Annotated in this window: 18 protein-coding genes; 5 read left to right on the forward strand and 13 right to left on the reverse strand. The window is 69.9% G+C overall.

Annotated features, from left to right (window positions below; translation table 11 throughout):
- Positions 1-143: 143 nt before the first annotated feature.
- From APZ15_RS18265 to APZ15_RS18275, 3 genes are all read left to right on the forward strand, one after another.
- Positions 144-1,607, forward strand: a complete 1,464-nt coding sequence (locus tag APZ15_RS18265) for a metallophosphoesterase family protein (protein WP_027791354.1) — start codon at positions 144-146, stop codon at positions 1,605-1,607.
- Positions 1,604-3,016, forward strand: a complete 1,413-nt coding sequence (locus tag APZ15_RS18270) for a cytochrome-c peroxidase (RefSeq protein ID WP_034196041.1) — start codon at positions 1,604-1,606, stop codon at positions 3,014-3,016. The genes APZ15_RS18265 and APZ15_RS18270 overlap by 4 nt, the downstream gene beginning before the upstream one ends.
- 97 nt (positions 3,017-3,113) lie before the next feature.
- The gene (locus APZ15_RS18275) at positions 3,114-3,389 is read left to right on the forward strand and encodes a CppA family protein (RefSeq protein ID WP_027791352.1); all 276 of its coding nucleotides are present in this window, start codon (positions 3,114-3,116) and stop codon (positions 3,387-3,389) included.
- A gap of 81 nt (positions 3,390-3,470) precedes the next feature.
- Here the strand turns inward: APZ15_RS18275 and APZ15_RS18280 are convergent, their stop codons facing one another.
- Positions 3,471-4,955 carry an aminotransferase-like domain-containing protein gene (locus APZ15_RS18280; protein ID WP_027791351.1) on the reverse strand — a complete coding sequence of 495 codons (1,485 nt, stop codon included), beginning with the start codon at positions 4,953-4,955 and terminating at the stop codon, positions 3,471-3,473.
- Positions 4,956-5,157: 202 nt separating this feature from the next.
- Here APZ15_RS18280 and APZ15_RS18285 point away from each other — a divergent pair, with 202 nt between their 5' ends.
- Positions 5,158-5,508: a hypothetical protein gene (locus tag APZ15_RS18285; RefSeq protein WP_027791350.1), complete on the forward strand. Its 351-nt coding sequence runs from the start codon at positions 5,158-5,160 to the stop codon at positions 5,506-5,508.
- A gap of 161 nt (positions 5,509-5,669) precedes the next feature.
- Here the strand turns inward: APZ15_RS18285 and APZ15_RS18290 are convergent, their stop codons facing one another.
- The 8 genes from APZ15_RS18290 to gtdA all read right to left on the reverse strand — a co-directional run bounded on the left by APZ15_RS18290 (position 5,670) and on the right by gtdA (position 12,128).
- Positions 5,670-6,092: a DUF6691 family protein gene (locus APZ15_RS18290; protein ID WP_027791349.1), complete on the reverse strand. Its 423-nt coding sequence runs from the start codon at positions 6,090-6,092 to the stop codon at positions 5,670-5,672.
- Between the two features lies 1 nt (position 6,093).
- Complete coding sequence (locus APZ15_RS18295; protein WP_027791348.1) at positions 6,094-6,528, reverse strand: YeeE/YedE family protein; 435 nt, start codon at positions 6,526-6,528, stop codon at positions 6,094-6,096.
- Entirely contained in the window at positions 6,518-6,868 is a 351-nt protein-coding gene (locus APZ15_RS18300) for an ArsR/SmtB family transcription factor (protein ID WP_027791347.1), read from the reverse strand. Before APZ15_RS18300 ends, APZ15_RS18295 begins: the two co-directional genes overlap by 11 nt.
- A 96-nt stretch (positions 6,869-6,964) precedes the next feature.
- Positions 6,965-8,326, reverse strand: coding sequence for an MFS transporter (locus APZ15_RS18305; protein ID WP_027791346.1), 1,362 nt, complete (start codon positions 8,324-8,326; stop codon positions 6,965-6,967).
- Between the two features lie 80 nt (positions 8,327-8,406).
- Entirely contained in the window at positions 8,407-9,615 is a 1,209-nt protein-coding gene (locus APZ15_RS18310) for a 3-hydroxybenzoate 6-monooxygenase (RefSeq protein ID WP_027791345.1), read from the reverse strand.
- Between the two features lie 19 nt (positions 9,616-9,634).
- Positions 9,635-10,276 (reverse strand): maleylacetoacetate isomerase, encoded by a 642-nt coding sequence (gene maiA, locus APZ15_RS18315; RefSeq protein WP_027791344.1) that lies wholly within the window; start codon positions 10,274-10,276, stop codon positions 9,635-9,637.
- A 25-nt stretch (positions 10,277-10,301) separates the two neighbouring features.
- Positions 10,302-11,000: a fumarylacetoacetate hydrolase family protein gene (locus tag APZ15_RS18320; protein WP_027791343.1), complete on the reverse strand. Its 699-nt coding sequence runs from the start codon at positions 10,998-11,000 to the stop codon at positions 10,302-10,304.
- A gap of 84 nt (positions 11,001-11,084) precedes the next feature.
- Complete coding sequence (gene gtdA, locus APZ15_RS18325) at positions 11,085-12,128, reverse strand: gentisate 1,2-dioxygenase (RefSeq protein ID WP_027791342.1); 1,044 nt, start codon at positions 12,126-12,128, stop codon at positions 11,085-11,087.
- Positions 12,129-12,292: 164 nt separating this feature from the next.
- Here gtdA and APZ15_RS18330 point away from each other — a divergent pair, with 164 nt between their 5' ends.
- Complete coding sequence (locus APZ15_RS18330; RefSeq protein WP_027791341.1) at positions 12,293-13,237, forward strand: LysR family transcriptional regulator; 945 nt, start codon at positions 12,293-12,295, stop codon at positions 13,235-13,237.
- Positions 13,238-13,400: 163 nt separating this feature from the next.
- Here APZ15_RS18330 and APZ15_RS18335 read toward each other — a convergent pair whose 3' ends face one another.
- The 4 genes from APZ15_RS18335 to APZ15_RS18350 all read right to left on the reverse strand — a co-directional run bounded on the left by APZ15_RS18335 (position 13,401) and on the right by APZ15_RS18350 (position 17,035).
- Complete coding sequence (locus APZ15_RS18335; RefSeq protein WP_027791340.1) at positions 13,401-14,669, reverse strand: NAD(P)/FAD-dependent oxidoreductase; 1,269 nt, start codon at positions 14,667-14,669, stop codon at positions 13,401-13,403.
- Positions 14,666-14,899, reverse strand: a complete 234-nt coding sequence (locus tag APZ15_RS18340) for a 2Fe-2S iron-sulfur cluster-binding protein (protein ID WP_027791339.1) — start codon at positions 14,897-14,899, stop codon at positions 14,666-14,668. The genes APZ15_RS18335 and APZ15_RS18340 overlap by 4 nt, the downstream gene beginning before the upstream one ends.
- 79 nt (positions 14,900-14,978) lie before the next feature.
- On the reverse strand, positions 14,979-16,106 hold the full coding sequence (locus APZ15_RS18345; RefSeq protein ID WP_027791338.1) for an NAD(P)/FAD-dependent oxidoreductase: 1,128 nt from the start codon (positions 16,104-16,106) through the stop codon (positions 14,979-14,981).
- Complete coding sequence (locus APZ15_RS18350) at positions 16,103-17,035, reverse strand: 4-hydroxyproline epimerase (protein ID WP_027791337.1); 933 nt, start codon at positions 17,033-17,035, stop codon at positions 16,103-16,105. The genes APZ15_RS18345 and APZ15_RS18350 overlap by 4 nt, the downstream gene beginning before the upstream one ends.
- Between the last annotated feature and the right edge of the window lie 131 nt (positions 17,036-17,166).

A 17,166-nucleotide genomic window follows, 5' to 3' on the forward strand; every position in this document is an offset into this window, starting at 1 on the left:
TTGAAGTCAAGCCCCCCGTGGCCGCGACCCGCCGCCGCAACGTCGACGCCCGGCCCGCGTGCGAACCCTCCGTCGCGCCCCGTTTTTTCATATTTCTTACATTCATGTTGCGTATCGTCGACGACTTTCCCACGGTGCCTCCCATGCGACGACTCCTCCCGCGCGCCCTGCTCGTCCGCTGCGCTCCCCTTGTTGCTTTCGCCGCGCTGTCCGCGTGCTCGAACCACATCGATTCGCCGGACGATCCGACGAGTGCGTCGGTCAACGTCCAGGCCGCATGGGTCGAGATCGGCGATACGAACCAGGCGATCGCGCGCGTCATCACGAACTACACCCCCGCGTCGGCCAGCGATCCGTTGTGCCCGCAACTGAGCGTCGACGGCAAGCTGTCGCGCATGTCCCTGCGCGCGGGCGCCGCGACCATCGCCCAGCGGCCGACCGCCAGCGATCCGTCCGATTCGAAGCCGTCGAGCTTCCCGGTGTCCGTCTGCGAGGCGACGCTGCCGGCCGGCGCGCTGGCGGCGAGCGTCGCGGGCCGCACGCTGCCGCTGCCGAAGGTGCAGCCGCAACGCATCGCGATCATCGCCGACACCGGCTGCCGCATGAAGAAGGCCGACAACGCATGGCAGGCGTGCAACGACGCGACGGTCTGGCCGCTCGACACGATTGCGGCCAGCGTCGCGAAGCTGTTGCCCGACCTGGTGATGCACATCGGCGACTACCACTACCGCGAAAACGCATGCCCGCCGGACATCGCCGGCTGCAAGGACAGCCCGTGGGGCTACGGCTGGGACACGTGGCAGGCCGACCTGTTCCGCCCGGCTGCGCCGTTGCTCGCGAAGGCCCCGTGGGTCGTCGTGCGCGGCAACCACGAGGAATGCGCACGCGCGGGCCAGGGCTGGTTCCGCTTCCTCGATCCGCGCCCGTATTCGGCCGCGCGCTCGTGCGACGATCCGGCCAACGACAGCAACGCGAACTATTCGGAACCCTATGCGGTATCGCTCGGCGGCGGCTCGCAGGTGATCGTGTTCGACACCGCGAAGGTCGGCCGCACGCCGCTCAAGACGACCGACGCGCAGTTCGGCATCTACCAGAAGCAGTTCCAGACGGTCGCCGCGCTCGCGTCGAAGGCCGGCATGACGACGACGATCTTCACGAACCACCATCCGATCCTCGCGTTCGCGCCGATCGCCGGCAGCACGCCCGCGCCCGGCAACCTCGCGCTGCAGTCGGTGATGTCGAGCCTCAACGCCCAGGCGTACTACCCGCCCGGCGTGCACGTGGCGCTGCACGGGCACGTGCACGATTTCCAGGCGATCAACTTCTCGTCCGGGCACCCGGCGACGATCGTGTCCGGCAACGGCGGCGACAATCTCGACGTCGCGCTGCCCGACCCGTTCCCGGCCGGCCTGACACCGGCACCGGGCGCCGTGATCGAGCGGCTATCGCACAACAACAGCTTCGGCTTCCTGATGATGGAACGCCGGGCCGCCCCGGCGACGGGCTGGGTCTTCCACGCGTATTCGGCGGCCGGCAAGCTGCTCGCGTCGTGCAACCAGTCGGGCAGGACGCTCGCCTGCGACAAGACGGGGTTCATCGCGCCGTGAGTGAAGGAGTTCGATGTGACGGCCGCCATGCGCGCGGCCGGCAAACGCTGCGCACGCTGGCCGCTGCCGTGCTCGCGGGCCTGACGCTCGCGGCGCACGCCGCGCCGGCCGAAACCGTCCTGCTTCCCGGTGCGCCGCCGTCGCGAGTCGTCGACACGGTCGGCAACGGCACGCCGCAGGTGACGGGCAAGATCGATGCGGCGACCGCGCGCTTCGCGCCCGACCCGACGCTCGTCGCGCTCGGCCGCCGGATCTTCTTCGATTCACGGCTGTCCGAGCCGCGCGGCATGTCGTGCGCGGGCTGCCACGACCCGGGCCGCGCGTTCGCGCCGACGCTGTCGGCCGCCTCGCTCGCGGGGCCCGGCGTGCCGGAAGGCAGCCGTCCCGGGCGTTTCAGCCAGCGCAACGCGCCGTCGCTGCTCTATGTGCGCTACGTGCCGCGCCGCCACTTCTACCAGGACGACGACGCGCCCGCACCGTCGCCGTTTGGCGGCCTGTTCAGCGACGGCCGCGCGGATACGCTCGCCGAGCAGATCCGCGGGCCGCTGTTCGATCCGAACGAGATGAACAACGGGTCGCCGGCCGCGCTGCTGCGCAAGGTGGACGCAACCGAACTCGCGCCCGATCTCGCCGCGCGCTTCGGCGCGTCGGTGCGGCGCGATCCCGGGCAACTGGTGCGGGCGCTGGGCCTGGCCGTCGAGGCCTATCTGCAGAGCGACGAGATGGCGCCGTTCACGTCGCGTTTCGACGCGTTCCTGCGCACGCGCAAGCCGCTCGCGCCGGCCGAGATGCGCGGCCTCGCGCTGTTCCGGAATCCGGACAAGGGCAACTGCACGAGCTGCCACACGCTGTCGGAGACGTCGAGCCGACCGGAGCGTTCGCTCTTCACCGATTTCGGCTACGACGCGATCGCGGTGCCGCGCAACCGCGCGCTGCCGGCGAACCGCGATCCGCGTCATTTCGACAACGGGCTGTGCGACACCGCCCGGCGGCTGCGCTGGCCCGAGCCGACGCAATGGTGCGGCTACCTGCGCACACCGGGGCTGCGCAACGTCGCGCTCAAGCAGACGTTCATGCACAACGGCGTGTTCACGACGCTGCGCGACGCGGTCGCGTTCTACAACACGCGCTCGACCGACCCGGGCTTCTGGTATCACGGGGCCGGAACGTTCGACGATGTGCCGGCCGCCTATCGCGGCAACATCAACGTCAACTCGACGCCGATGAACCGCCGGCCCGGCACGCCGCCCGCGCTGACCGACGCGGAGATCGACGACATCGTCGCGTTCCTCGGCACGCTGACCGACGCGCGCTATACGGGGAGCACCGCCTCCGCGGCGCCCGCTGCCCCGGTCGCCCCTGCGGCCGCTGTTGCCCGGGTCACGCGCACCGCCGCGCCGGCTCGCTGATCCTGGCCGAACGGCCAGCCGCGCGTGCACCCGCTTGCGGTCGCCCAAAACACTGGTTATATTTACAGCACTGTATTTATGAACAGTGAGGTGCGTGATGGAACAACTCGTTCGTATCGTCAACGACGCCGATCGCCAGGTGCTGGCATGGCTCCGCGCCCAGGTCGGCGACGCCCGCGTCGAGCGCGCGGCTCGCCAGCTCGGGCATACACGCAAGCCCTTCCCGTCCGCCGTTTGCCGTTATCTGGGCATGAGCGCACCGGCCACGCTGCGCCAGGCCGAACGGCCGCGCGCCGCGCGCGATTTCTCGGTCGGCGATCGTTACCTGTCGCTGATCCGCCAGCACCTCGCCACACACTCGGCCAGCCGATGAAATGGCGGCGGCTGGCCGCGTCAATGGCCCGGAAGGCCAGTGCGCTTGCGGTTTCGCAAGCCCGGCCGGCGGCCACCGCGCCTACCTGGGCGCCATGGCTTCCCGCACGAGGCGGCCGAGCGTTTCGAACGCCGCTTCGTGCGCCGCATCGAACACGCGCGTGCAAGCGAGCCGGATATAGCCGTCGAAGCGGTCGGAATTCGAGAAGATCGCCCCGGGCGCGATCCTGACCCCGTGCGCCAGCGCGGCATCGAACAGCGCCTCGGAGCGCACGCCGTCCGGCAACGCGATCCACAGCAGCATCCCGCCCGGCGGCTGGTTCATCCGGGTTCCGGCCGGGAAATGCCGTGCAATCGCGTCGATCGTCACGTCGCGCTGCACGCGCAGCTGTTCGCGGAACCGGCGCAGATGGCGATCGAACGCGCCCGAACCGACGAATTCGGCCGCAACGGCCTGCAGTAACGCGGCATTGTGCCGGCTGTGCGCGAATTTCAGCATCTTCACGCGCGCGTGCCAGCGCCCCGCGCTTATCCAGCCGAGCCGCATCCCGGGGGCCAGCACCTTGTTGAACGATGGGCAGTAGATCACCGTGCCGTCGCGGTCCCATGCCTTGACCGGCTTGACCGTCTGCGGCGCTTCGACGAGTTCGCGATAGGGCTCGTCCTCGATCACGGCCACGCCGTGGCGCGAACAGAGCGAGACGAGCGCGGCCTTGCGCCCGTCGGGCATCACGCAGCCGAGCGGGTTCTGCAGGTTCGGCACGACCACCACGGCACGAATGTCCGGATACGCGGTCAGCGCCACTTCGAGCGCCTCGATCGACAGGCCGGTCGTCGGGCTGGCCGGAATTTCGAGGGCGCGCAAGCCGAGGCTTTCGAGCAACTGGATCAGGCCGAAGAACGCGGGCGATTCGATCGCGATCGTGTCGCCGGGGCGCGCGACCGCACGCAACGCGAGATTCACGGCATCGACGCCGCCGCTCGTCGACATCACGTCGTCCGGCGTCACCGTCACGCCATACGACAGCGCGCGCTTGGCCATCGTCTGCCGGAACTCGGGCGAGCCGCCGACGGGCCCCGCATCGGTCAGCAAGGTAGGCTTGCGCCGCAACAACCGGATCGCGAGCGCCTGCAGGGGCTCGGCCGGATACAGCGTGGCCAGCGCGGACGCGCCGCCGAGATTCAGCGCATCGGGCGTCGCGTTGGCGCGGTCGATCACACGCGACACGCGCTCGTGCAGGCCCGCGAACGGCGGCTCGACGCTCAGCGGCGGCCCGTCGCTTTCCGGCAGCGTTTCGAGCGCGACAGCCGCGCGGCGCCGCACGAAGTAGCCGGAGCGCGGCTTCGCCTCGCACCAGCCCGCATCCTCGAGCCGCCGGAACGCCTGAATCGCGGTCGACAGACTCACGCCGTGCTGTGCCATGAACGCCCGCACCGACGGCATCCGGTCGCCGGGCGACAGCGTGCCGGCCGCGATGATGCGGCGGTAATGCTCGGCGAGCCGCTCGTAAAGCGGCTCGCCGTCCATCGGCAACGGTGGGCGGGATGAATCGGTGAAAGGCGTCATGCAGGCGATCGTGCCCGCGCGGCCGATGGCACGCCAGATACAGATTCCGGGGAAACCCACCGATACAGCGGCGCAAAATCGTCGTCTGCACCGCAACAGATTCCCGTCCCCTGAATCTGTCGTGCCGGTGCCCGTTTCCCTAACCTGACTGCACGCTGTCGCCTCGCCGTCGCGAGGCCGCGCAACCGCAAAGGGAATCGCCATGCGAACGCATCACATCCGGCTCGACGCCGGGCAAAGCCACTTTGCGTGGTTCGACAAGGGCAGCCAGTTGATCGTGCTGGACGGCGCGCTTGCGGTCACGCTGCGCCACGGCGGGCTCGACTGGCTGCCCGACGCGCCGCGGCACATCCGCCGCTTGCTCGACGAAGGGGAATGCCTGACGCTCGAGACGGCCGGCCACGTGGCGCTGTCGGCCGGTGGCGCGGGCGCGGTCAGCACGGCCGTCGTGGAACCGGCAAGCCGGAGCGGCTGGCTCGTGGCATGGCGCGCGATCCTGCGCCGGCTGTCCGGGAGGATGCGCGGCGGCCGTCGTGTACACGAGCATTCGTGACATGGAAACTTGCCGTGGTGTCATGGAGGAGCGTCCCGCCGCGCCGCATCAGCCGATGGAGATCCGGCGCGACCCGGTAGGGCCGTGCTCATGCGGATCGACCGACCTTGACCACCGGCGCAACCGCCGCAGTGCGCCTCCGGCATGCGGCGGTCACGGCATCACCGCACGCTTCTGCGCCGTTCGAACCACTCGAATACCGCCATCCCGGCCAGCATCGCGACGACGAACCCGATCCCCTTCGCCGACCCGAAGCCGATCGACACGATCGCGGGCCCCGGGCAGAACCCGGCGATCCCCCAGCCGATGCCGAACACGGCACTTCCGGCAACCAGGCGCACGGTGATCGCCCGCAGGGCCGGCAACTGCATCGGCAGGCCGAGCCATGACCGCGCCCGGCGCTTCGCCCATGCGAACGCGAACACGGCCACCCCGGTCGCGCCGGCCATCACGAACGCGAGCGATGGATCCCAGCGGCCCGCCAGGTCGAGAAAACCGAGCACCTTCTGCGGATTGGCCATGCCCGACACGATGAGGCCGACGCCGAACAGCAGCCCCGCCAGAAACGCGAATCCTGCCTGCATGTCAGCCTCCCAGCACGTGCCGTCGCACGAATACGGTCGCGAAGCCCGCGACCATGAAGACCGCCGTCGCGACCACCGAACGCAGCGCACCGCGCGACATCCCGCACACGCCGTGGCCGCTCGTGCAGCCTCCCGCGTACCGCGTGCCGATTCCGACCAGCAGCCCGGCCGTCACCAGTTCGAACCAGCCCGCATCGACCTGCGGCGTCAGGCTGTTCCCTGCGACGCGCATCGCAAGCGGTGCCGCGACCAGCCCGGCGACGAACGCGGCGCGCCAACCGCGCTCGCCGGCGCGTGCCGTGAGCAAGCCGCCGACGATGCCGCTGATGCCCGCGATCCGGCCGTTGAACGCGACGAGCCACGCGGCGGCGAGCCCGATCAGCACGCCGCCGGCCAGCGACAGCCACGGCGTGAAATGAAGCGCATCAAGCTGCATCGCGCCGCCCCTTCGCGGCCGGGCCGCAGAACTGTTCATACAGCACGCCCATCACCGCGATCGCGGCGGGGCTGTCGAGCGAGTAGTGGATGTTCTTGCCGTCGCGGCGCGTGCGGACCAGCGCGTTGTCGCGCAACACGCCGAGCTGCTGGGACAGCGTCGGCTGACGGATGTCCAGCGCTGCCTCGAGATCGCTCACGCAGCGCTCACCCTGGGACAGCTCGCAGAGCAGCATCAACCGGTCGGGATTCGACAGCACCTTGAGCAGCGCGCAGGCCGATTCGGCGGCCGCGCGCATCTGGTCGGGTTCCGGAAACCCGGCGGAAAGATCGTCGTTCATCGGCACTGGGAGACAATTAAAAAATCAATATTATATTGATTTATATAATGTTGCGTCTCCCCGTCTGCCGACGGACGGGCTGGCGCTCTCCTTCGCTCAGGCCCGCTCGCCCGCCATCGTCTTCGCGGCGGGCACGCGCGCCGCACCGGCACGAACCGCGCCGAGCGCGAGCACCGCGATCGCGGCGATCACGCACGGTGCCGCGACGACCGCAAACGCGGTCGACAACGGCACGCCGATCGCCAGCATCGCACCGCCCGCCATCGATCCGACGATCGAGCCGCCACGGCCGATCCCGTTCGCCCAGCTCACACCGGTGGTGCGGCACTCGGTCGGATAGAACGCGGCCGACAGCGCATTGGCGCCGACCTGTGAACCCGACACGCAGAAACCGGCCGCGAACACGGCGAGCGCGGCGCCCCACGGCGACGCGGCAACCACGCCGATCGCGGCGACGAACACGCCGGCCGCCGCGTAGCTGCAGGCCAGGACGCGATGCGGGTCGAAACGGTCCATCAGCCAGCCGAGGACGATCGCGCCGAGCGTGCCGCCGACCTGGAACATCGCGGTCACGTGCGCGGCCGTCCGCAGCGTCGCGCCGGTCGTGCGCAGCAGCGTCGGCAGCCAGCTGGACAGCAGGTAGATGACGAGCAGGCTCATGAAGAACGTGAGCCACAGCAGCAGCGTGCCGCGCAACAGGTCGGGGCCGAACAGGCGGCCAAGCGGCGATCCGGCCGGCTTGCCGGCGGGCGCGGTGAACGACGCGTTCGAAAGCCGGGGATCCGGCGCGATGCGGCCCAGCATCGCCGCGATCCGCGCGGAAGGTGCGTGCCGATTGACGAGATAGCGCACCGATTCCGGCAGCCGCCACGCGAGCACCGGCAGGAGCAGCAGCGGCGCCGCGCCGCCGACGACGAGCACCGCGCGCCAGCCGTGGTGCTCGATCAGCGCGGCGGCCGCGAGCCCGCCGAGCGCGGAGCCGATCGTAAAGCCGCAGAACATCGTCGTCACCAGCAGCGAACGGCGCCGGGCCGGGCAGTACTCGGACGTCAGCGTGATCGCATTGGGCATCGCGCCGCCGAGCCCGAGCCCGGTCACGAAACGCCACGCGATCAGCTCGGTCAGGCCGCCCGCGCTCGCCGACGCGGCACTCGCGATGCCGAAGCACGCGACGCATGCGAGCAGCAGGCGCTTGCGGCCGAACCGGTCGCCGAACGGCCCGAACACGAGCGCGCCGGCCATCAGCCCCGCGAGCCCCGCGCCGAACACCGGGGCGAGCTGCGCGGGCGACAGGCCCCATTCCGCGCGAATGACGGGGGCGATGAAACCGATCGAAGCGGTATCGAAACCGTCGATCGCGACGATCAGGAAGCACAAGACGACGATCGCGGCCTGAAACGGCGCAACGCGATGCCGGTCGATCCATTCGCTGACGTCGATGGACAGCGTATCGGTCATGGTGATGTCTCCTCCAGGAAGGCGGTCGCGCGTCGTGTCGTTGAATTGCGCGCCGCCGGAATCGGGCTCGCCGAGCTGCGTCACGCAGCCGGCGTCAGGCAGTCTTCCGCGCGCCAGCCGTGCAGCCAGTCGAGCGCGTCGTAGAACTGCGCCTGCGTTCGGCCGACCCAGAGCCCGTTGCGCACCAGCCGCTCGACGCCCTTCGCGTGATAGATCCGCCCCATCTCGCGCGCCGAATACAGCACGCGCGCGGTGCGCGGAATCCGCACGCGTTCGTACAGCGCGAACGCGGCCTCGAAATCGCCGTCGGCCCGCGCGACGGCCGCGCCGAGCGTCACCGCGTCCTCGAGCGCCTGGCACGCGCCTTGCGCAATGTATTGCGTCATCGGATGCGCGGCGTCGCCGAGCACCGTCGCGCGGCCCTCGCTCCAGCGCTCGACCGGATCGCGGTCCGCGGTCGCCCAGCGCTTCCACGACGTCGGCCGGTCGAGCATCTGCTTCGGCAGCGGATGAATGCCGTCGAAGTACGACAGCACTTCTTCCTTGCTGCCCTCGCGCACGCCCCAGGTTTCCTGCTCGCGGCTGTGGAACGTGACGACGAGGTTGTACTGCCGCCCGCCGCGCAGCGGATAGTGGACGAGATGGCAATGCGGGCCGGCCCACACGACCGGCGCATTGATCTGCAGATCCTTCGGCATGTTGTCGACGTCGACCACCGCGCGATACACGACGTGGCCCGTCACGCGATGCGCATCGCCGATCAGCGCCTGGCGGATCGCGGATTTCACGCCGTCGCAGCCGATCACCGCATCGGCGCGATAACGTTCGCCGTGCTGGTCGGTCACGGTCACGCCGTTGCCGTCCTGCTCGAACCCGCACACCTGCGTGCTCGTCCGGAACTCGATCAGCGGATGGTCCTTGACCGCCTCGTAGATCGACAGGTGAATGTCCGCTCGATGAATCACCGCATACGGATTGCCGAAGCGCTCGCGGTACGCGGCGCCCGTATCGATGCGCGCAACCTCGCGCGCATCGACCGCATCCATCAGTTGCAGCCAGTCGGTGAACACGGCCCGGCTGCGCGCGGCCTCGCCGACACCCAGCGCATCGAGCGCGTTGAACGCGTTCGCCGCGAGCTGAATCCCCGCGCCGATCTCGCCGATCTGCTCCGCCTGTTCGAGCAGCTTCACGCGGATGCCCTGGCGCGCGAGCGCGAGCGCTGCCGCGAGCCCGCCGATGCCGCCGCCGATCACCAGCACGCGCCGGCCGTTGTCTTGTGTCTCGCCCATTCTTGTCTCCTGCTTCGTGTTACGCGACGTAATCCGGTTGCCGCTGCGGCTGCGCCGCGTCGAACGCCGGCTCGTGCCGTGCGTATTCGTACACCGCGAGGCTGCGGGGATACGCGCTCAGGTCGCAATCCATCCGCAGCGCGTTCGCGACCTGCGGCACGAGGCACACGTCGGCCAGCGTCGGCGCGTCGCCGAAGCACCACGGGCCCTCGTCCGCGCGCGCGAGCAGCCGCTCGACGCCGGCCATTCCTTCCGCGACCCAGTGCCGGTACCACGCGGTCTTCTGCTGGGCCGTGACCTTCAGCTCGCTGTCGAGATAGCGCAGCACGCGCAGGTTGTTGACCGGATGGATGTCGCAGGCGATCAGCGCCGCGAGTTCCAGCACGCGCGCACGATGCCGCAGTTCGAGCGGAATCAGTCGCGGCGTCGGCTGGATCTGGTCGAGGTAATCGAGGATCGCGAGCGACTGGCCGAGACCGAAATCGCCGTCGACCAGCGCCGGCACCGCTGCGGACGGGTTCACGTTCGCGACGTAGGCCGCGTCGCGATGCTCGCCGGTGCGGATGTTCACCGGCAGCGTGTCGTACGGCAGCCCTTTCAGCGCGAGCGCGATGCGCACCCGGTAGGAGGTCGAGCTGTTGAAGAAGCTATGCAGTTGCACGATGTCGCCTTTCGGGGAAGATGCGTCAGACCACGCGCACGGCCAGTTCGCCGAGCCGCTCGACGCCGACCTTCATCACGTCGCCCGCCACCACCGCGCCGACACCTTCCGGCGTGCCCGTGAAGATCACGTCGCCCGGTTCGAGGCGGAAGAACCTCGACAGGTCGGCCACCGTTTCCGCGACCGACCAGATCAGGTGCGACACGTCGCTCTTCTGCTTCGTCGTGCCGTTGACGGTCAGCCACAGGCCGCCCTGTTCGAAATGACCGACGTCGCTCGCCGGATGCACGGGGCCGATCGGCGCCGAGCGGTCGAACGCCTTGCCGATCTCCCACGGCCGGCCCATTTCGCGCATCTTCATCTGCAGGTCGCGGCGCGTCATGTCGAGGCCGACCGCATAGCCCCACACGTGTTCGAGCGCGCGTTCGAGCGGAATGTCCGCCCCGCCCTTGCCGATCACCGCGACGAGTTCGGCTTCGTAGTGATAGTTCTGCGTCTGCGACGGATACGCGAGATCGAGCGTTTCGCCGTACCCGACCGGCACGACCGAATCGGCCGGCTTGCAGAAGAAGAACGGCGGCTCGCGATCGGGATCGAAGCCCATTTCACGCGCGTGGGCCGCGTAGTTGCGGCCGACGCAATAGACGCGGCGTACCGCGAACCGGGCATCGCTGCCGACGACGGGGAGCGCCACGGGCGCTTCGGGCGGAAAAACGAAAGTCATCAATGGCTCCAGCCAGAACGTGAATGAAGGGGTCGCGCCGCGGCGGCGGCGCGCGGAAAACGGAATCCTTGAACGCTGCCGGCGTCAGTCGCGCGCTTCGCGCAGCAGGTTCAGCGCGGACAGCACGGGCCGGTCGGAATAGCTGAACAGCACGCTGTCGGACGACGCCGACAGCCGCACCGGCGCCCACGACGGCACGACGAAGACGTCGTGCGGCTCGAATCCGAATGCGTTGCCGCCGATGAACGCGGTGCCGCTGCCCTCGACGACGCAGTAGATCGTCGCGTCGGTGCTGCGGTACGTGCGGCCGTCGAAACCGGCGGGCAGGAACTGCATGAACGTGGCGATCGTCGGCATCGGCCAGCCGCCCGTCGCGGGGTTCACGTAGCGCAGCTTCACGCCGTCCCACGCATCGAGCTCGCCGTTCCGGTACAGCACGTCGAGCGCCTCGCGGGTGCGTGCGTACGGATAGCTGAACACCGGCGACGTCGGATCGCTCGCGCGATGCCGCACCGGCACCATGTTGTGACCGAAGCGGGCGAGGCTGTCGCCTTCCGGGCGATTCACGGGCTGCACGGCTTCCGGGTAGTTCTCCGCGAAGCCCGCGTCGAGGTGCGCGACGAGCGGAATGTCGAGCCCGTCGAGCCACACGACCGGCTCGCCGCCCGCTTCCTCCGACGGGTTGCCGTGGTCGTGCCATGCCCACGACGGCGTGATGATGAAGTCGCCCGGATGCATCGTCGTGCGCTCGCCGTTCACGGCCGTCCACGCGCCGCGGCCTTCGACGATGAAGCGCAGCGCCGACTGCGTATGCCGGTGGCTCGGCGTGATCTCGCCGGGCAGGATCAGCTGCAACCCCGCGTACAGGCTCGGCGTCATGCTCGACTTGCCGGGCAGCCCGGGGTTCTCCAGCACCAGCACGCGGCGCACGGCTTCTTCCGCGCTGATCACGCTGCCGGCCTGCATCACGAGATCGCGCACCTGCGCGTACTTCCAGATCGCGGCCTGCGCGGCCGGCTGCGGGGATTTCGGCACGAGGTTGTGCAGCGATTCCCACAGCGGCGCCAGGCGTTGCTCGGCGATCCGTGCGTAGTAGGCGGCGCGCGACGCGTCCGGATGGGTCGTCATGATGTCTCCTGGGAGTCGGCCGATCGGCGTCGGCGCTATGTCGGGTCGGGGACCGTGCTGCAGTCCGTCAGCAGATTTATATTCGACCCAGACATACCCGGTAAAATGGTCAAATCATCTAATCCATATCATTCTGGATATACCTTCTCGCGACGAGGCATGCGATGGACTGGACCCACCGGCTGCGACTGCGGCATCTGCAGGTACTGTTGAGCCTTGCCGGCACCGGCAACCTGAGCCAGTCGGCGGTGGCGCTCGCGACCACGCAGCCCGCGCTGTCGAAATGGCTGAAGGAACTGGAAGAGGACGTCGGGCTGCCGCTGTTCGAACGGCATGCGCGCGGGCTGCGGCCGACCGCCTACGGCGAAGCGCTGATCGAGCATGCGCGCCGCGTCGAAGCGCAGCTCGACGTCGCGCGCGACGACATGGCCGCGCTGCGGGAAGGCGGCAGCGGCCTCGTGACGATCGGCACGTCGGGCGTCGCGGCGGCCGACACGGTGCCGCTCGCGGTGTCGCAACTGCTCAAACGGATGCCGCGCGCGCAGGTGCGGCTCACCGAAAGCACGATGAACCAGCTGATGCCGCAGCTCGCGCGCAGCGAACTGGACATCGTCGTGGGCCGCTCGGGGTCGACATCCGTCGATCCGCTGCTGCATGCCGAAGCGCTGTATGTCGATCCGGTCGTGTTCGTCGCGCGGCCCGGCCACGCGCTCGCCGGTGCGGCGTCGGTCGGCTGGGACGACGTGCTCGCCTGTTCGTGGATCGTGTGGCCGTCGGGCACGCCCGTGCACAACGCGCTCGAGACCGCGCTGACGGCCGCCGGCCGCGTTCGGCCGCCCCACTGCGTCGAATCGAATTCGTCGATCCTCAACCTCACGCTGCTGAACAACACCGACCTGCTGGGTGTCGCGTCGTATCGTGCCGCGCAGCGCTTCGAGCAATTGAACGCGATCCGGATCCTGCCGATGCAGCTCGAAGGCCAGGGCGCGGTGTCGATGTACTGGCACCCCGACAGTGCGAATCGCGCGGCGGTGGCCGCGACGATCGAGTGCCTGCGCGCCTGTGCCGCGCCGCAGGTCGGCGGATGGGAGAAAGTGACGGCGGAATGAATGACGCGGCCCGGTGTCAACCGGGCCGCGATGTTGCGATGTTGCGATGTTGCGATGTTGCGATGTTGCGATGTTGCGATGTTGCGATGTTGCGATGTTGCGATGTTGCGATGTTGCGATGTTGCGATGTTGCGATGTTGCGATGCCGTGATGCCGCGATCCGTCACGCGCCGTCGCAGGAGGCCGTACCGTCCAGCATCAGCGTGCCGACCCGCGCGGGCACGAGCGGCGTGCGCGGTACCGGCGGCGTCCAGCCGAACAACGCCTGCGCAGCCGCACCGCACACGCGGCCCTGGCATGCGCCCATCCCGCAACGCGACTGCAGTTTCGCCGCCGTCCAGCCCGGCGCTTGCGCGACTGCCTCGAAACGCACGTCTTCGCAGCGACACAGCAGCGTATCGGGCCGCGCCAGCCGGCGGACCGGCTCGCGGATCGCAAACCGTTCGCGCACGGCGTCCGCGAACGCCTGCCAGTGCGCGCGCCGCGCGACGAGCGCAGCCAGCGGCGCCGTCTGCCCGGTTGCCGCATGGCCGGCAATCTCGCCTTCGACCATCGCCAGTTCACTGCCGCCGACGCCCGTGCACTCGCCGGCCGCAAACACCCCGTCGCGGCTCGTACGCTGGTGTGCATCGACCGCTACCGCCCCGTTGTCGATCCGGCAGCCGAGATGGCTCGGCAGCACCGTATTCGGCACGAGGCCGAAACCGCACGCGAGCCGGTCGCAGTCGACGTCGAACTCGCGGTCGCCGTGCCGGATCCGCACGCGTTCGAGCCGCTTGTCGCCGAACGCCTCGACGACATGCGCATCGGCCCGGTACGCAGCCGTGACGAGCTTCGCGGCCTGCGCGAGCTTCGACGGCCAGCGCCACAGCCCGGCGCCGAAGCCGGCCACATCGCCCCAGCCTGCCTGTTCGAGCACGTGCGACACGCGCGCACCGGCCTGGCGGGCCGTCGCCGCGCTCGCCAGCAGCAACGGCCCGCTGCCCGCGATCACCGTGCGCTGTCCGCGCACGTCGAGGCCGTACTTGACCAGCGCCTGCAGGCCGCCCGCACCGGTGACGCCTGGCAGCGTCCAGCCCGGAAACGGCAGCAGCAGTTCGCGTGCGCCGCAGCAGAGAATCAGCGTCCGGAAATCGAGCAGCAGCCCGCGTTCGTCGTCTTCGAGCAGCAGCGTGCCCGGCTGCGTTTCGGCGACGATGCGGGTCGCCGCGAGATGCGTGACGTTCGGCTGCCGCAATACGGCGAGCCGCTCGGTGGCGACCGGCGCGGGCGTGGCCGCTGCGCCCTGTCGCCAGATCTGCCCGCCCGCGCGCGGATTGTCGTCGACGATCGCCACCGTCGCACCGCTTCGTGCGGCGGCCCGCGCGGCCGACAGCCCGGCCGGGCCCGCGCCGACGATCGCGATGTCGACGCTCAGTCGTTCCTGTTTCATCGCGTACGCTCCACCTGCATCCCGTCACGGCACAACGTCTGGCAAGCCAGCCGGCGCCGCCCGTCGATCGTCATCCGGCACTCCTGGCAGATGCCCATCCCGCAAAACGGCGCGCGCGCCGCGCCCGTGCACGACACGCGCGTCGTGTCGTCGCCGCTCGCCGCAATGGCGGCCGCGACGGTCGCGCCGTCGGCCACCGTCAGCGCGCGGCCGTCCAGATGAATGATCATGTCAGCCTCCGCCGGGCCGCCCCAAGGAGGCTGACCGCCCCCCCGGGGGGCAGCGAACGAAGTGAGCGTGGGGGTCGTTTCATGTCAGCACTCCGGCTACAGGGGACACGGTCAGGAAGCGTCCCGGCAAATACGGTTCGATATCGATGGGCGGCCGCTCGCCGGCCATCAGCGCCGCGACGAGCCGCGCGCTGCCCGGCGCGGTCGTCACGCCGAGCCCTTCATGCCCGACCGCGAGCCACACGCCCGGCCGTGCCGGGTGCTCGCCGAGCAGCGGCAGACCGTCGGGGCTCGCGGAACGGAACCCCGTCCACGCGCGGATGCCGTTCAGGTCGGTCAGGTCCGGCAGATAGCCCACCGCGCGACGCAGCATGCGCGCGAGCACGGGCGGCTCGACTTGCGCGTCCTCGGTGTCGAACTGGCGCGACGAGCCGATCAGCAACTGGCCGGTCGGCCGCGGCTGCACGTTGAACGCGACCGACGTGCCGTCGCTCGCATGCGCGCTCGCCGCATAACCCAGCTCGACGAGCTGGTGCGACACCTGGCCCGGATAGCGGTCGGTAATCAGCAGATGGCCCTTTTTCGGGCGCAGCGGCAGTTCGGGCAGCAGCGTGCGCGCCGCAACGCCGTTCGCCACGACCACCCGCTCCGCGCGCAGCGTGTCGCCGCTCGCGAGCGTCACGCTCGGGCCGTCGACCGCGACGGCCCGGTCGCGCCGCAGCGTAATGCGCGGCGCGCGCTGCAGCAGCCAGTTCGCGGTGACGGGCGCGTAGAGGATCGCGTCGCCGGAAATCTTCAGCGCGCCGCCGAGGCCCGCGCGCAACATCGGCTCCAGTTGCGCGAGCGCCGCCGCGTCGATCAGTTCGCCGGCCACGCCGTGCGCGGCGAGCGCCGCCTGCTTCGCGCGCGCGAGATCCATCTCGTGCGCATCGGCCGCGAGCCACAGCGTGCCGCAGTTGCGGTACGCGCAGCCTTCGGGCATCTCGCCGCTCAACGCGCGCCACAGTTCGATCGAGTAATGGCTCAGCGCGAGTTCGGCCGCGTTGTCGTCCATCGCGACGAGGTGCCCCATGCCCGCGCCGGTCGCCCCGCCGCTCGCGTCGTCGACGACGAGCACGCGCAACCCGCGCTGCGCGAGTTCGTGCGCGCACGCGGCGCCGACGATGCCGGCGCCGATCACGACGACATCCGTCTTCGCGTCGCTCACGGCGCGATACCCCAGCCGAACGGATCGTCTTCCTCGATCAGGAGCGTCGCTTCCGCGCTCAGGTGCGCACTGCCGCGGATCGTCGGCACGATCCCGCCGTCGGCTTCTTCGTAGCTCGCGTGGAACACGCTGCCGATCACGCTCGCCTGCCGCCACACGGCGCCCGGCGCGAGCTTGCCGTCGGCCGCGAGGCACGCGAGCTTCGCGCTCGTGCCGGTGCCGCACGGCGAACGGTCGTACGCGAGGCCCGGGCACAGCACGAAGCTGCGGCTGTCGTGCTCCGGATCGTCGGCGAACAGCTCGATATGGTCGATCTCGCCGCCGTTCGCGCCGGTGATGCCCGCGCGTTCGAGCCCTTCGCGCACGGCCGACGCATACGCGGTGAGCGCCGCGACGTTGTCGCCGGCGACGCGCTGCCCGTGGTCGCTGATCAGGAAGAACCAGTTGCCGCCCCACGCGATGTCGCCCTTCACGGGGCCGTAACCCGGCACGTCGAGCGCGACGCCCTTTGCATGGCGATACGCGGGCACGTTGCGCACGCTGACCGACAGGTCGTCGTGCAGCGTCGCCTCGACGGTACCGACCGGCGTTTCGATCCGGTGCACGCCGGGCGCGATGCGCCCCATGTGGTGCAGCGTGCGCACGACGCCGATCGTGCCGTGCCCGCACATCCCGAGATAGCCGCTATTGTTGAAGAAGATCACGCCGGCCGCCGCATCGGGCGACACGGGCTCGCACAGCAGCGCGCCGACCAGCACGTCGCTGCCGCGCGGCTCGAGGATGCATGCGGTGCGGTAGCGGTCGTGCTCGCGCGCGAGCACGTCGCGGCGCTCGGCCATCGTGCCGCTGCCGAGCGCGGGGAAACCGGACACGACGAGCCGAGTGGGTTCGCCGCCCGTGTGCGAATCGATGATCTGGATGCGCTTCATCATGAGCCGTCCGAAGTGGGGAAAGGAGCATAGCTTCCTCCGTCGCGCGTCCGTCCGCTTGTGGCTTTTCGATGAGGACGACGACGAAATCGGCATAGTGCGAAGCGCCCTTCCCGCGCCGTCCGGCCGCT

The sequence above is a fragment of the Burkholderia cepacia ATCC 25416 genome, assembly GCF_001411495.1.
Classification (GTDB): domain Bacteria; phylum Pseudomonadota; class Gammaproteobacteria; order Burkholderiales; family Burkholderiaceae; genus Burkholderia; species Burkholderia cepacia.